Source organism: Microbacterium sp., from assembly GCF_047602155.1.
Classification (GTDB): domain Bacteria; phylum Actinomycetota; class Actinomycetes; order Actinomycetales; family Microbacteriaceae; genus Microbacterium.
In genome coordinates this window covers 2018574-2033336 of the sequence record NZ_JASGHZ010000001.1, presented here as the reverse complement: position 1 = coordinate 2033336, position 14763 = coordinate 2018574, and the positions used below count along the sequence as shown (strand labels likewise).

Here is a 14763-nt window from a genome sequence, read left to right as displayed (position 1 = left end):
CCCTCGATCGGTACGCCTCCGTAGCTCAGGGGATAGAGCGCTGGTTTCCGGTACCAAAGGTCGCAGGTTCGATTCCTGTCGGGGGCACAGTAAAGACAACGGCAGTCGCCCTCTTCGCGCACACGAAGAAGATCGCCCCGGGGCCGAAGCCCCGGGGCGATCATCAGTGCGGTTTCGGTCTCTGTCTCCGAGTCCCTTTCGGGTCTCTTCCGTCTCCGTTTTCCTTCGCAAGACCCAAGATACTCAGCCCGCATCCGAGGTCAAGAGTTCACCGCGAAGTCACCTCGACGTCAGGTTGAAGGTGAGACTCTACGCCGCGAAAACGGCGAGACGCCGAAGAGCCCGCCCAGCATCCCGGGTTGTACGCGTTCACGATCCGGCGCGGCGGTAGGCGAGGTCGCGGATCTCGCGCCCCTTCGCGAGACCCTTGCGCTCGAACGCCGTCATGACGCGCCCCTCGAAGCGCGGCGCCCACGCCCCCTCCGACGCCGGGAACGCCGGCGCGAAGCCGTCGGCATCCGTCATCACCTCGCGCATCTGGCGCGCGTAGTCCGCCCAGTCGGTCGCCAGCCGCAGCACGCCGCCGGGGCGCAGCGCCCGCGCCGCGAGCGGGGGGAACACGGGTGCGATGAGGCGCCGCTTGTTGTGCTTGGCCTTGTGCCACGGGTCGGGGAAGAAGATCCACAGCTCGTCGACCGACGCCGCCGGCAGCAGGTGCTCCAGCACCTCGGGGGCGTTCGCCTCGACGAGCCGGAGGTTGCGCACTCCCGCCCGGTCGGCGTCGAGCATCGTGCGGGCCAGGCCCGCCCGGAACACCTCGACGGCGAGGAAGTCGGTGTCGGGTGCCGACGCGGCCGCCTGCACGATCGCGTGCCCCTGCCCGGACCCGATCTCGACGATGAGCGGCGCCGCGCGTCCGAAGACGGCGGCCGGGTCGATCGCCGTGCCGGGAAGGATGCTGGTGGCCGCAGCATCCCGCTGCACCTCCAGCAGATACCGGGGCGACAGTTCGGCCCACGCCCGCTCCTGCCCGTCGCTCATCCGGCCGCTGCGGCGCACGAACGACACCGGCCGGTCGCGGAAGCGCAGCGTGTCGGAGGCGTCGGAAGGCACCCCACCAGGCTAGCTTCTGCGCCGGCCGGCGTGCGCGCGAACCGACCTGCCGCCACCCTGGATCCCGGCACCGCGGCGCGACTGCGGGACGTCTCCGCGCAGCTCCCCCCGACCCGTTCTCCCCCCGCGCCGGATGCCGCGGGGCTACGCTGAATCGACGGGAGCGCGGCAGGCGCGCGCCCGAGAACAGGGGTGTGACCGTGGGAGTTCCGGGCTGGCTGGCCGACGGCGCGGCGAAACTGATGCAGCGCGGTCCGGGCAGCGCCCGCACGGCAGAGGAGATCGCCTTCGCCGAGATTCCGGCCGCGACCGCGGACGTGACCATTCCGACCCGGCACGGCGAGGTCGCCGCGACGGTGTACGCCCCTCCCGGAGGCAGCGCCGGCCGGGGCGTGCACGTCAATCTGCACGGCGGCGGCTTCGTGCTGCGGCATCCCGAACAGGACGACCCGATCTGCCGCTATCTCGCCGCGCACGCCGGCGTGACCGTCATCAACGTGGACTACACCCCGGCCCCGCAGCTGCGCGCCCCCGGCGCGGTCGAGCAGGCCCTCGACGTGACCCGCTGGGCCGCCGCACCCGAACGCCCCTGGGACGGATCCCGCCCCACGGTCGGCGGCGCATCCGCCGGCGGCGCACTGGCGGCGGGCGTCGCCCGGCTGGCCTGGGAGGAGGGTGCGCCCCCGATCGCCCTCCAGGTGCTGCTGTACCCGCCGCTGGATCTGACCGTCCCGGCCCGCACGAAGTTCGGCCCGGGAAGGGAGCGCTATCTCGTGCCGCTCGGCCCGTTCTTCGACAAGGCGTACGCCCCCGACCCGCACCGTCGCGGCGACCGGCTCGTGTCCCCCGCGGGCCCGCAGGACACCGTGCCGCTGGGCGGCATCGCACCGGCCCTCGTCATCACGTGCGAGAAGGACATCCTCCGCGCCGAGGGCATCCGGTACGCCGAGAGGCTGGATGCCGCGGGCGCGCTGCGCGAGCACGTCGACGTGCCCGGAGTCGGGCACGGCTTCAACATCCTCGGGAGCCCCCGCGCGCTGATCGTCGACGTGTACGACCGCATCGCGGCACACCTCAGGGCCGCCGGAACCCCCGACGACGACACCGCGAGGTAGGCTCAACGTCCCGCACGGTCCTCGAACGCACCCCCAGGGAGCCCCGCCGATGCCGCACCCCGGCAATCCCGTCACCCGATCGCTCACGCGCGTGCTCGCGGACGTCCGCGCGCAGGATCACCCCGGCCGCGTCGCCGACTACATCCCCGAGCTGTCCCGGGCCGATCCCGAGGCGTTCGCGATCTCCGCGGCATCCGTCTCCGGACACACCTATGCGGCCGGCGACAGCACGACGCTGTTCACGATCCAGTCGATCTCCAAGGCGTTCGTCTACGCGCTCGTGCTCTCGGAGCACGGCGCGGATGCCGTCACGGCGCGCGTTGGGGTCGAGCCGAGCGGCGAGGCGTTCAACGCCGTGAGCTTCGACGACCGCGGAAGGCCGCACAACCCCCTCGTCAACGCGGGCGCGATCGTGACGACCTCCCTCGTCCCCGGGGCGAGCGCCGAGGAGCGGTTCGCGCGCATCCGGCGGGGTCTGTCGGCGTTCGCGGGCCGCGACCTCGACTGCGATGAGACCGTCGCGGCGTCGGAGTCGGCCACGGGCGACCGCAATCGCGCCCTCGCGATGCTGGCGCGGTCGTCGGGCGCGCTCACCGAGCCCGTCGACGACGTCGTCGAGGCCTATTTCCGGCAGTGCGCGCTGCGGGTCGACACCACCGACATCGCCGTCATGGGGGCGACCCTCGCAGGCGACGGCATCAACCCCCGCACCGGCGAACGCGTCGTGCCCCCCGCGGTCGCCCGCGACACGCTCTCGGTGATGGCGTCGTGCGGCATGTACGACCGCTCCGGGCAGTGGCTGTTCGAGGTGGGGATGCCGGCGAAATCGGGCGTCGGGGGCGGCATCGTCGCCGTGGCCCCCGGCGAGTACGGCATCGGCGTGTTCAGCCCGCCGCTGGACGCCGTCGGCAACAGCGCCCGGGGCGTGGCGACGCTGCGCACCCTGTCGCAGGAGTTCGGACTGCACCTGTTCCGCCACCCCGAGCGGCCGGCCTCGCCCGTGCAGGCCATCGACGTCGAGCCGGGCGGCACGGTCGTCATCCGGCTGCGCGGCATGCTCGATTTCGTCGCGGCCGAACAGGTCGCCCACCTCACCGCCTACGGCCCGGAGACCACCGCCGATGCCACGACCCGCGTCGTCCTCGATGTCAGCGCGGTCACGGCATCCACCCGTGTCGCGGCCAGGCTGCTGGCCGATGTCGCCGCCGAGCTGCGCCTTCAGGGCCGCGACATCGTGCTGGTCGACCCCGACGGTGTGATCGACATCGCCTGAGGTGCAGCGTGCCGGCACCGGCGAGCGCGCAGTCGTACCAGACTGGGCACATGGCCGGCTACTCCTGCTCCGCGTGCGGTTCGTTCCTCATCCTCGAAAGCCTCACCTGCCCGGGATGCGGTGCGGTCGTCGGCTTTCACCGTCAGTCTCGCGCGTTCTTCACCCTGCCCGACGAAAAGGCGAGCATCGACATCGGCGGCGAGGAGTTCCGCGCGTGCAGCCGACGCTCGTGGGAGTGCAACTGGCTCGTCGGCGAGAGCGAGCAGTCCGGCCGGTGCTTCTCGTGCCGCCTCACGCGGCGCATCCCGCCGTCCGACGACACGCTCGCGCTGGAGAAGCTCGCCGACACCGCCGTGGCCAAGCGTCGCCTGCTCGTGCAGCTGTTCGAGCTGGGGCTGCCCGTCACGCCGTACGACGAGCAGGAGGGCGGCCTGGCATTCGACCTCGTCTCCAGTCGGTCGTCGGGCGAGAAGGTGATGATCGGCCACGCGAACGGCGTCATCACGATCGACCTCGCCGAATCCCTCGACGACCACCGAGAGCGGCTGCGCGTGCAGCTCGGCGAGCCGTACCGCACCATGCTCGGCCACCTGCGCCACGAGGTCGGCCACTACTTCCAGAACGTTCTGGTCACCGACTGGGATGAATGCCGCGACCTCTTCAGCGACGAGCGCGCCAGCTACCGCGACGCCATCGCGCGGCACTACCGCACCGGCGCGCCCGAGGGATGGCGGGAGAACTACCTCTCCGAGTACGCGACGATGCATCCGTGGGAGGACTTCGCCGAGTGCTTCGCGCACTACCTGCACATCACCGGCACCCTCGGCACGGCCGCACGCGCCGGGCTGGAACTGCACGCCGAGCATGCGGAGGACGTCGCCGTGAGCATCACCCCTCGGCTGAGCTACGCCGACGCCGAGATGCAGACGATGCTCGACGACTGGGCGCTCGCCTCACTCTTCTTCAACCAGATCAACCGCGCGATGGGCCACCGTCCCCTCTACCCCTTCACGATCTCGGCGGCCGTCGCGACCAAGCTCACCTACATCCACCGCCTCGTCACGGGGCACGTGTAGTCCGTCAGGGCGCCGTGACGAAGTCGATCAGCTCCTCGACGCGTCCGAGGAGGGCGGGGTCGAGGTCGCGGTAGGAGTGCACGGCGCCGAGGATGCGCTGCCACGTCCGTGCGAGGTCGGCCTGATCGCGCGCCGGCCAGCCGAGGGCGCGGCTGACGCCGACCTTCCACTCGATGCCCCGCGGCACGTCGGGCCAGGCCCGGATGCCGAGCGCGCGCGGCAGCACGCACTGCCACACGTCGATGTGCGGGTGGCCGACGATGCGCACGTGCGCCGCGTGCGGGCCGCGCTCGACGGCGGCGGCGATGCGCGACTCCTTCGAGCCCGGCACGAGGTGGTCCACGAGCACGCCGTACCGCCGGTCGGGGCCGGGCGGCTCGTCGCGCAGCATCGACTCGAGCAGGTCGACGCCCTGCAGGTACTCCACGACGACGCCCTCGGCGCGCAGGTCGTCGCCCCACACCTTCTCGACGAGTTCGGCGTCGTGCCGCCCCTCGACGAGGATGCGCGAGGCCCGCGCCACCCGCGCCCGCGTCTGCGGCGCCGCGAAGGACCCGGATGCCGTCCGCGCCGGTGCGGCCGCGACCGTGCGGGGGACGACCAGCTCGACCGCCGCGCCGTCGATGAGGAACCCGCCGCCGAGCGGGAACAGCCGACGGCGCCCGAGCCGGTCTTCGAGCTCGACCGTCCCGGACTGCACGCGGGTGACGGCGCCGCAGAAGCCGTCGCCGGCGACCTCGACGACGAGGTCCGCCGTCGCGTCCACCTTCGGCACGAGGCGGCGACCGGCATCGCGCCATCCGGGCGCGAGCACGTCGGCGCCGTACCGGTCGGCGCCGAATCCGTTGTCGCTCATGTGTCCTCCGAAGCCGCCACCCTACCCGGCGACGACGGCGCCCCGCGCGAGCGACTCCCCCTTCGGCGCAGTTCTTCTGCGCACCGACCTTGTGCGCACCGGCTTTTCCGTACGCTGGGCGAATCCATCGGCAATCCGTGCCACCGGCGTCCTACCGTCGCATGCGCGCCGAGGCATAGGATCGGGCGGAGGGGGGACGAGAGCGACCCTCGCAGGAGGGGAGTCGGCATGCATCTGCGTCTCAGAACGGTCGGTGCGGTCGTGGCGACGGCGCTGCTCGTTCTCGGCGGAGCATCGGCGACGCTGGCCACCGACCCCGTGTCGCTCGGCAGCACCCGGGTCGTCGACCAGTCGGGCGTGCTGTCGTCCGCGGAGGTGTCCGCCGTCGAGAAGCGCCTGGCGACGCTGTCGTCGACGGACGGCGTCGACCTCTGGGTCGTCTACGTGCCCGAGTTCACGAACCCCTCCGACAGCGAAGACTGGGCCAACACGACGGCCGACGACAACGGGCTCGGCCCGAACCAGTACCTGCTCGCCGTCTCGACCGACGGGCGGCAGTACTACCTGTCCGGCTACTCCGAGGGCCCGGTCACCGAGAGCCAGCTCGCCGCGATCGAGCAGCAACGCATCCAGCCGAAGCTGACCGACGACGACTGGGCGGGCGCCGCGACCGCCGCCGCCGACGGACTCGCCGACGCCGTCGGCGGGGGCACCGGCGGTGCCGACAGCGACACGGGCGGATCGTTCACCGGCATCCTCGTGGTCGTCCTGCTCATCGTCGCGGCGGCCCTCGTCATCTGGCTCGTCGTCCGCGCGCGTCGCAAGGCGAAGCAGCCCGCCGTCGCGGGCGGCGCGCCCTCGCCCGACGAGCTCGGCCAGCTCAGCACGAAAGAGCTCGCGCGTCGTGCGGCGTCGGCGCTCGTGCAGACCGACGACGCCATCAAGACGAGCGAGCAGGAGCTGGGCTTCGCCAAGGCGCAGTTCGGCGACGAGGCCGCGAAGGAGTTCGACGAGACCCTCGCGACCGCCAAGCAGACCCTGAACCAGGCGTTCTCGCTCCAGCAGCAGCTCGACGACAACGTTCCCGACACCGAGGCCGACACCCGGCGGTGGAACGCGCAGATCATCGACCTGTGCGCCCACGCGAACGCCGACCTCGACGCCAAGGCCGCCGCCTTCGACGAGCTGCGCCAGCTCGAGCAGAACGCGCCCGAGGCCCTCGCCCGGGTGCAGGAGCTGCGCAACACGGTCGGCGCCGGCGCCGCGTCCGCGACGGCGACGCTGACCGCCCTGCGGCAGTCGTACGCGCCGGAGGCCCTCGCCACCGTCGCCGACAACCCGGCGCAGTCGCAGCAGCTGCTCGCCTTCGCCGACGAGCGCCTGGCAGCGGCGCAGCAGCAGATCGGAGCGGGCGACGGCGCGGCGGCGGCGGTCGGCATCCGCGCCTCGGAAGACGCCGTGGCCCAGGCGCAGCAGTTGCAGACGGCCGTCGGGAAACTCGGCGCCGACCTGGCGAAGGGCGAGCAGGAGGCCACGGCCCTCGTCGCCGACATCGAGGGCGACCTCGCGGCGGCGGCGACCCTGCCCGACCCCGACGGACGCCTCGCGCCGGTCGTCGCCGCGACGCGGCAGCAGGTGGATGCCGCCAAGGCGCTGCTGGCCGCCCCCGCCAAGCAGCCGCTGGTGGCGCTGCAGACCCTCGAGAAGGCCAACACCGAGATCGACACGATGCTCGCGGGCGTTCGCGACGCCCAGCAGCAGGCCCAGCGCGCCGCGCAGCAGCTGAGCGCGCTGCTCACCCAGGCGCAGGGCCAGGTGTCGGCCGCGGAGGACTACATCACCTCGCGTCGCGGGGCCATCGGCGCCGAGGCGCGCACGCGCCTGGCCGAGGCCGGCGCCTCGCTCGTGCAGGCCCGGCAGCTCGCCCCGACCGACCCGGCCCAGGCGCTGCAGTACGCGCAGCGCGCGAACGACCTCGCCGCGCAGGCGATCCGGTACGCGCAGAACGACGTCGGCGGGTTCGGCGGCGGGTCCGGCACCGGCGGTGGCGGCGGGGGCAACGTGATGGGCGCCGTGCTCGGCGGCGTTCTCATCAACTCCATCCTGAACAGCGGCGGCCGCGGTGGCGGTGGCTTCGGCGGAGGCGGCTTCGGCGGTGGCGGCGGTTTCGGCGGAGGTGGCGGCCGCGGTGGTGGCGGCGGCTTCGGCGGCGGTGGCGGCCGGAGCCCCGGCAGCTTCGGCGGCGGCGGTACCCGCTCACGCCGCGGAGGGGGACGCTTCTGAACCGCCGGCATCCGCTCTCTCGACGCTCTGATCCCGCGGCATCCGCCGCCTTCGACCCCGCAGTTTCCCGTTAGGAAAGGAAAAACGATGGCAAAGCAGTCCATCTTCGGCCGCATCTCGACTCTCGTGAGGGCGAACATCAACGCGATGCTCGACTCCGCCGAGGATCCGCAGAAGATGCTCGACCAGCTCGTGCGCGACTACACGAACAACATCGCCGACGCCGAGTCGGCGATCGCCGAGACGATCGGCAACCTGCGCCTGCTCGAGCGCGACCACGAACAAGACGTCAAGGACGCCGCCGAGTGGGGCAACAAGGCCCTCGCCGCCAGCCGCAAGGCCGACCAGCTGCGCGCGGCCGGCAACACGGTGGATGCCGACAAGTTCGACAACCTCGCCAAGATCGCCCTGCAGCGTCAGATCGGCGAGGAGAAGGAGGCGAACGCCCTCGCTCCGTCGATCGCGGCGCAGACCGAGGTCGTCGACAAGCTCAAAGACGGCCTGAACGGCATGAAGCAGAAGCTCGAGCAGTTGAAGGCGAAGTCGGCCGAGCTCGTCGCCCGCCAGAAGACCGCCGAGGCGCAGAGCAAGGTCGTCGACGCCGTCAAGTCGATCGACGTGCTCGACCCGACGAGCGACCTCGGCCGCTTCGAGGAGAAGGTGCGCCGCCAGGAGGCCCTCGCGGCCGGCAAGACCGAGCTCGCCGCGTCGTCGCTCGACGCCCAGTTCAGCCAGCTCGACGACCTGGGCGAGCTGACCGAGGTCGACGCGCGCCTGGCCGCGCTGAAGGCCGGCGGCTCCGCCGCTCCGGCCATCGAGCAGTAGGTCCGCAGACCTCCTGCGCCTCCTGCGCCTCCTGCGCCTCCTGCGCTGAGAAACCACATTCCGCCCGAGAAACCACTGCAGAAGTGGTTTCTCGGGCGCGAAGTGGTTTCTCGGCCGGCGTAGTTCCCTGGGCGATGGGGGGCGCCGCGCGCGAGAGGCGCGAGAGGCGCGAGAGGATGGAGCCATGACGCGATTCGTGGTCGTGCCGCAGTGGCAGGGCTCACCCTCGAGCCGGGCGATGCAGTTCATCGACGGCGCCGAGGCGATCGCCGGCGACCTGCCGCGCTCGGCGACGACGCGGGTGGACGTGCCGGTGGAGGCGGGCGAGGCGCTGGGGACCGGCATCCATCGGTTCAGTGCGCTCACCCGCATCGCCGAGGCCATCCGCGCCGCACTGACGGATGCCGGTGCGGACCAGCCCGCCGTGGTCGTCGGCGGCGACTGCGGCGTCGCCGTGCCGGCGATCGCGCAGGCGGCGGCGCAGCACCCCGGGCTCGCGGTCGTGTGGCTCGACGCGCACGCCGACCTCAACTCCCCCGCGTCGTCGCCGTCCGGCGCGTTCGCGGGGATGGCGCTGCGCGCCGTCGTCGACGAGCTGGCGCTGCCCGGCAGCGGCGCCGTGCCGGGCGAGCGGATCGTGCTCGCCGGTGCGAGGGAGTTCGACGACGCCGAGGCGGCCGTGATCGCCGAGCGGGGGCTGCGCACCCTGACCGTCGACGACCTCGGCTCCCCGGGGGCGCTTGCCGACGCCGTCGCGGCGACCGGAGCCTCGGCCGTGTACGTGCACGTCGACCTCGACGTGCTCGACCCGGCGGTCATCACGGGCCTCGCCCTGCCGCTGCCGTTCGGGCTCGCGCTGAGCCAGCTCACCGACGCGATCGGCGCCCTGCGGGCGCGACTGCCGCTGGCGGGTGCGTCGATCTCGGGGTTCGCCCCGTCGAGCCCCGCCGCCGCGGTCGACGACCTCGGCACGATCCTGCGGGTCGTGGGGGCGCTGGCGTGATCGCGACGCCCCCGGCCGGGTGGCGGGAACGCGCCCAGCGCTGCGTCGACCGCGGCGCGCGTCTGGACCGGTTCATCCCGCCGGTGCTGCTCGACTCGCCGATCAGCCGCGTCGGCTACTGGTGGGGCACCGCGGTGGGTTTCGTCTGGGGCGGACTGTGGTCGACGGGCCGCGTGCGGCGCCGCGCCGGTCTGTGGGTGTTCACGGGCATGCCCGGCTGGACGTTCGGCCGTGGCGGCGTGTGCGTCGGCGGGTGCTACCTGACCGGATCGGCCGTCGTCACCGACGCCGTGCTGCGCCACGAGGCCGTGCACGCGCGGCAGTGGCGCCGCTACGGATTTCTCATGCCGGTGCTCTACCTGCTCGCCGGACGCAACCCGCTGACCAACCGCTTCGAGATCCTCGCCGGGCTCGAAGACGGCAACTACGTCCCCCGCGGCGCCTGACCGGCGCGCTGCCGGCATCGTGCTGCGGGGGTCTCACGCATCCCTCAGCACCGCCGCAGCCGGGCGCATCGCCGTCCTCGTCGCAGAATCGGAGATCCGTCGCAGAATCGGACGATGCGGCGCAGCGCTTCCGATTCCAGGGGCGGTTTCCGATTCTGCACGCCCGCGACGGGCTCAGGCGGTCGCGGCGAGCCCGAACTGCGCGGGCGTGTGCACCTCGTCGGCGGCGATGTGCAGGTCGTCGACCAGGTGGTCGAAGATGTCGGCGGTGCCGAGGTATCCGCCGAGGAGATGGATGCGGGTGCCGCCCGCGCACGTCGCGTCGCGGCCGGCATCGGGCGCGCACAGCATCTCGTCGGCCCACGCGGTCACGGCGCGGGCGAGAGCCTGGCCGGGGGCGCATGCGCGGCCCGTACCGGGGGCGCCGCTGCGGCGCGAGCGGTCGAGCCACGTGACGGTCATGCGCACCGGAACCTCGATCGGAGAGATCCAGCCGGCATCCGGCACCTCGATGAACACGCGCCCGGTCGAGCAGATCGGCAGCGTCGCGATGAGGGCCGCGAGCTCGGCGAGCGCGTTCTCGTCGGCGGTGATGAGGTGCTGCACGCGCGCGTGCCGAGAGGCCTTGCAGGCCGTCTCGTCGTGCGCGGGTGCCGCGGAAGAGCTCATCACGACACCCATCATACCCCCGATTAAGGGGAGCCTAACCTCAGTGGGGCGAGGGCCGGCGTCGTCAGGGCGCGACGAGCACGTCGCGCAGGCCCGCGATCTCGCCGTCGTCGAGACCTCCCGCGCGCAGATAGTCGGCCGCCGAGCCGAAGCGCGCGTCGATGTCCTCGAGGAGCCCGCGCATGATCGGGGCCGGCGAGCGCGTCGCGAGGTCGACGAGGTTCGTCGAGTCCGGATGCCGGCTCTGCAGGAACGCCACGACGCTCGCGTTGCGCTCGGGCGGCAGCAGGCTCTCGGTGCGGGCGTAGTCGGCGATGACGGCGTCGGTGTCGACCCCGGCCGCCGCGAGCATGAGCGCGACGGTCACCCCGGTGCGATCCTTGCCGACGGTGCAGTGGATGAGCACGGGCTGATCAGCGAGCACGGCGCGGACCGCGCCGACGATGCGGTCCGCCGCGGTGTCCACCAGTTCGCTGTACAGCTGCGCCATCGTCAGGTCGGCACCGAGAAACGACTCCGTGGAGCCGAGGAACAGCGGGGCGTGCACCGTCTCGATCCCGAGGCCGTCGACGAGGCTCGGCTCGTGCGCAAGCTCGAACTCGTCGCGCAGATCGACGATGCGACGCAGGCCCAGCGCGGCCAGCGTCGCCCGCCCGTCGTCGTCGAGGTGGGCGAGGTTGCCCGATCGGTACAGCACGCCCGAACGGGTGAGCCGCGAGCCCGCGGGCAGCCCGCCGACGTCGCGGAAGTTGAAGGCGCCCGAGACGGCGATCATGCCTGTGCCCCCTCGGGGTCTGCGGCGGGCTCGGTGCGGCGCGGCGGCACCGGGTATTTGCCGGCGATCGTGACGCGGTTGAAGGCGTTGATCGACACGAGCAGCCAGCTGAGGGCGACGTATTCCTGCTCGGAGAGGATGCCTCCGACGTGGTCGTACACGTCGTCGGGAATGCCCTCCTCGTGGATGAAGACGTACCGTTCCGCCAGCTCCAGCGCGGCCCGCTCGCGCGCCGTGAACACGCCCGACTCGCGCCAGGCCGGCAGCTGCCCGATCTCGTCGGCGCCGACGCCGGCCGCGACGGCGCGGTCGACGTGCACGCGCACGCAGTACGCGCAGCCGTTCAGCTGCGAGCTGTGGATGAGGGCGAGCTCCTTGAGCCGGTCGTCGATGCCGGCATCCCTCGCGATCGCGCCGACCGCGTGCGAGAAGGCGTCGAGCGCGTCGTAGGCGGCGCGTGCCGAGCGGGAGAGATGGACGCGGCGTTCGGTCATCCCCTCAGCCTACGACCCCGATAGATACGGTCGTTGAGCGAGCGAAGCGAGACGAAACGCCCCAGGCGCCTGCGCGCAAGGACGTTTCGTCTCGTCGCTTCGCTCCTCGCTCAACGACCGGTCGCGGGTGGGGCCAGCCACGCGGTCGTCTCGCCGGGCAGCACGCCGGACGCGGCGGAGCCTGCGGCGCCGCTCGCGATCAGCACGACGGCGTCGCCGAGCGCGAACGGCTCGGCGCCGAAGTTGGCGACGACCTCCCAGCCGTTCGGGCGGCGCAAGCGCAGCACGTCGTCGCGGCCGGTCTCGACCCACTCCAGCTGCTCGCCGGTCTGCAGCCGGCGCCGCAGCGCGAGCGCCTGGCGGTACCGGTTCAGCGTCGATGCGGGGTCGGCGTCTTCGACGTCGACGGCATACTGGGCGAACCAGGCCGGCTGCGGCAGGTGCGCGCCGCCGGCGCCGAAGCCGAACGACGTGCCCGAGGCGGTCCAGGGCAGGGGCACCCGGCATCCGTCGCGGCCGTACGCCGCGCCGCCGGTGCGGAAGAACGTCGGATCCTGCCGCTGGTCGGCGGGGATCTCGGCGACCTCGTGCAGGCCGAGCTCTTCGCCCTGATACAGGTACGACGAGCCGGGCAGCCCCAGCATGAACAGCGTCGCCGCCGCGGCACGCCGCGCACCGCCCTGCCGGTCGAGCAGGGTCTCGTCGGCGCCCGACTCGAGCCAGCCGCCGCCGTGCCGGTTGGGCACCTCGCCCTCGACGGCGGGCAGGTCGAGCCCGTAGCGCGTCGGGTGGCGGAACACGTCGTGGTTCGACAGCACCCACGTGCTCGACGAGCCCGACCGGGCGGCGAGCTCGAGGTTGTGGGTCACGATCGCGCGGAACTGCGCCGCGTCGAAGGCCGCCGTCAGCAGGTCGAAGTTGAACGACTGGCCGAGGCTCTCGGGGGCGGCGTACTTCGGCACCCGGTCCGAGGCGACCCACGCCTCGGCCACCGCCGTGCGCGGCGGATCGTACGAATCGAACACGGCGCGCCACTCGGCGTAGATCTCGTGCACGTCGTCGCGGTCCAGCAGCGGGTGGTTGCCGTCGACCGGGATGCGGGCGAGCTCGTCCCGTGACGGCAGCGGCTCGGTGAGGTCACTTCGTCAGCATGTGGGCGACGTCGATGCGGAAGCCGTCGACGCCCCGATCCGACCAGAAGCGCAGCGTCGTGAGGAAGTCGGCGCGCACCTCCGGGTGGGCCCAGTTGAGGTCGGGCTGCTCCGTCGCGAAGCTGTGCAGGTACCACTGCCCGTCGTCGACGCGGGTCCAGGCCGACCCGCCGAACGCCGAAATCCAGTCCGTGGGCGGCTCGGAGCCGTCGGCTCCCCCGCCCTCGCGGAAGAGGTACCGTTCGCGCGCCGCCGAGCCGCGGCCGGCGGCGAGCGCCTCCTGGAACCACGCGTGCTGGTCCGACGTGTGGTTCGGCACGATGTCGACGACGACCTTGATGCCCCGGGCATGCAGAGCCGCGACCAGCTCGTCGACGTCGGCGAGCGTGCCCAGCCGCGGGTCGACGTCGCGGTAGTCGGCGACGTCGTAGCCGCCGTCGGCCAGCGCCGAGGGGTAGAACGGGCTCAGCCACACGGCATCCACCCCCAGCGCGGCGAGGTAGTCGACCCGCGACGTGATGCCCGGCAGATCTCCCAGGCCGTCGCCGTTGCTGTCGGCGAAACTGCGCGGGTAGATCTGGTACACGACGGCTTGGCGCCACCACGGCGAGAGAGCGGATTCGGTCACGAAGACTCCGTTTCGGTTCGTGATCGTCAGCCTAGGACAATGGGGCTGTGAACGAATTCGACTTCCTTCCCGCGCAGGCCGCCGGCCTCGGGGTCGCCGCGCCGCCGGTGCGCCGCCTCACCGCCGGGCTCCCCGACGGGCGCACCGTCAGCGCGCTGCGCTACGGCGACGCTCCCCCGGTCGTCACCCTCCTGCACGGCGGCGGGCTGAACGCCCACACGTGGGACACCACGGTGCTCGCGCTCGGGCTGCCCGCCCTCGCGGTGGATCTGCCCGGACACGGCGACTCGTCGTGGCGAGAGGATGCCGCCTACACCGGTCGCGTCCTCGCCGCCGACATCGCCGACGCCGTCGCCGCCTGGGCCGACGGCCCGCAGGTGCTCGTCGGCCAGTCCCTCGGCGGGCTGACCGCCGCGGCGCTGGCCGCGACCCACCCGGGGCTCGTGCGCGACCTCGTCGTCGTCGACATCACGCCCGGCATCGACCCGAACGGCGGTGCCGCGGCGCTCGCCGCCTTCTTCGCCGGCCCGACAGACTGGGCCACGCGCGACGAGCTCGTCGACCGGGCGCTCGCGTTCGGCCTCGGCGGCACGCGGGAGGCGGCCACCCGCGGCGTCTTCCTCAACTCGCGTGTGCGGCCCGACGGCCGCGTCGAGTGGAAGCACCACTTCGCCCGCCTCGCCAACGCCGCCGATCCGTCCGCCGCCGTCGACGCGGCCGCACCGGGGAAGACCGCACAGGGGAACATCCTCCGCGACGTCGTGACGGCATCCGGCTGGGAGGATCTCGCCGCCGTGACCGCGCCGATCACTCTCGTCCGCGGCGACCACGGCTTCGTGACGGCGACGGATGCCGACGAGTTCGCGCGACGCGTGCCCGCGGCATCCATCGTGACGATGGCGTCGGGGCACAACGTGCAGGAGGAGCAGCCGGTCGCCCTCGGCCAGTTCATCGCGGCGATCGCCGGGAACAGCTGACGCGCGGTGACGGTTGATGACATCACCGCCTGCCCTCGATGAGGCTCGGGCCGCGCGCAAAGCCTAGGCTGATACGCGC

The 14763-nt window shown here is 72.7% G+C and carries 13 protein-coding genes, 1 tRNA gene and 1 pseudogene; 9 read left to right on the top strand and 6 right to left on the bottom strand.

Annotated elements, in window-relative coordinates:
- Positions 1-14 precede the first annotated feature (14 nt).
- Positions 15-87: transfer RNA gene (locus QM720_RS09150), tRNA-Arg, on the top strand.
- A 282-nt stretch (positions 88-369) separates the two neighbouring features.
- On the opposite strand, the gene trmB is transcribed toward QM720_RS09150, so the two are convergent.
- Entirely contained in the window at positions 370-1041 is a 672-nt protein-coding gene (gene trmB, locus QM720_RS09145) for a tRNA (guanosine(46)-N7)-methyltransferase TrmB (protein ID WP_415127874.1), read from the bottom strand.
- A 266-nt stretch (positions 1042-1307) separates the two neighbouring features.
- Between trmB and QM720_RS09140 the strand changes: the two genes are divergently transcribed.
- The 3 genes from QM720_RS09140 to QM720_RS09130 are packed head-to-tail and all read left to right on the top strand — an operon-like array spanning position 1308 to position 4577.
- The gene (locus tag QM720_RS09140; RefSeq protein WP_415125797.1) at positions 1308-2228 is read left to right on the top strand and encodes an alpha/beta hydrolase fold domain-containing protein; all 921 of its coding nucleotides are present in this window, start codon (positions 1308-1310) and stop codon (positions 2226-2228) included.
- A 49-nt stretch (positions 2229-2277) separates the two neighbouring features.
- The gene (gene glsA / locus QM720_RS09135; RefSeq protein WP_415125796.1) at positions 2278-3501 is read left to right on the top strand and encodes a glutaminase A; all 1224 of its coding nucleotides are present in this window, start codon (positions 2278-2280) and stop codon (positions 3499-3501) included.
- 50 nt (positions 3502-3551) lie between these two features.
- Positions 3552-4577: a putative zinc-binding metallopeptidase gene (locus tag QM720_RS09130; RefSeq protein WP_415125795.1), complete on the top strand. Its 1026-nt coding sequence runs from the start codon at positions 3552-3554 to the stop codon at positions 4575-4577.
- Positions 4578-4581: 4 nt separating this feature from the next.
- Here QM720_RS09130 and QM720_RS09125 read toward each other — a convergent pair whose 3' ends face one another.
- Positions 4582-5433 carry a DUF3097 domain-containing protein gene (locus tag QM720_RS09125; protein WP_415125794.1) on the bottom strand — a complete coding sequence of 284 codons (852 nt, stop codon included), beginning with the start codon at positions 5431-5433 and terminating at the stop codon, positions 4582-4584.
- 228 nt (positions 5434-5661) lie between these two features.
- Here QM720_RS09125 and QM720_RS09120 point away from each other — a divergent pair, with 228 nt between their 5' ends.
- The 4 genes from QM720_RS09120 to QM720_RS09105 all read left to right on the top strand — a co-directional run bounded on the left by QM720_RS09120 (position 5662) and on the right by QM720_RS09105 (position 9990).
- Positions 5662-7716, top strand: coding sequence for a TPM domain-containing protein (locus QM720_RS09120; RefSeq protein WP_415125793.1), 2055 nt, complete (start codon positions 5662-5664; stop codon positions 7714-7716).
- Positions 7717-7803: 87 nt separating this feature from the next.
- Entirely contained in the window at positions 7804-8541 is a 738-nt protein-coding gene (locus QM720_RS09115; RefSeq protein WP_415125792.1) for a PspA/IM30 family protein, read from the top strand.
- A 184-nt stretch (positions 8542-8725) separates the two neighbouring features.
- Entirely contained in the window at positions 8726-9544 is an 819-nt protein-coding gene (locus QM720_RS09110) for an arginase family protein (RefSeq protein WP_415125791.1), read from the top strand.
- Positions 9541-9990: a Fe-S oxidoreductase gene (locus QM720_RS09105; RefSeq protein ID WP_415125790.1), complete on the top strand. Its 450-nt coding sequence runs from the start codon at positions 9541-9543 to the stop codon at positions 9988-9990. The genes QM720_RS09110 and QM720_RS09105 overlap by 4 nt, the downstream gene beginning before the upstream one ends.
- 174 nt (positions 9991-10164) lie before the next feature.
- On the opposite strand, the gene QM720_RS09100 is transcribed toward QM720_RS09105, so the two are convergent.
- From QM720_RS09100 to QM720_RS09085, 4 genes and pseudogenes are all read right to left on the bottom strand, one after another.
- Positions 10165-10659, bottom strand: a complete 495-nt coding sequence (locus QM720_RS09100) for an SIP domain-containing protein (protein ID WP_415127872.1) — start codon at positions 10657-10659, stop codon at positions 10165-10167.
- Between the two features lie 64 nt (positions 10660-10723).
- Positions 10724-11434, bottom strand: a complete 711-nt coding sequence (locus QM720_RS09095) for a tyrosine-protein phosphatase (RefSeq protein ID WP_415125789.1) — start codon at positions 11432-11434, stop codon at positions 10724-10726.
- On the bottom strand, positions 11431-11928 hold the full coding sequence (locus QM720_RS09090; protein ID WP_415125788.1) for a carboxymuconolactone decarboxylase family protein: 498 nt from the start codon (positions 11926-11928) through the stop codon (positions 11431-11433). Before QM720_RS09090 ends, QM720_RS09095 begins: the two co-directional genes overlap by 4 nt.
- Before the next feature lie 110 nt (positions 11929-12038).
- A pseudogene (locus QM720_RS09085) lies at positions 12039-13731 on the bottom strand (glycoside hydrolase family 13 protein).
- Between the two features lie 23 nt (positions 13732-13754).
- Between QM720_RS09085 and QM720_RS09080 the strand changes: the two are divergent.
- Positions 13755-14684 carry an alpha/beta fold hydrolase gene (locus QM720_RS09080; protein WP_415125787.1) on the top strand — a complete coding sequence of 310 codons (930 nt, stop codon included), beginning with the start codon at positions 13755-13757 and terminating at the stop codon, positions 14682-14684.
- Positions 14685-14763 lie beyond the last annotated feature (79 nt).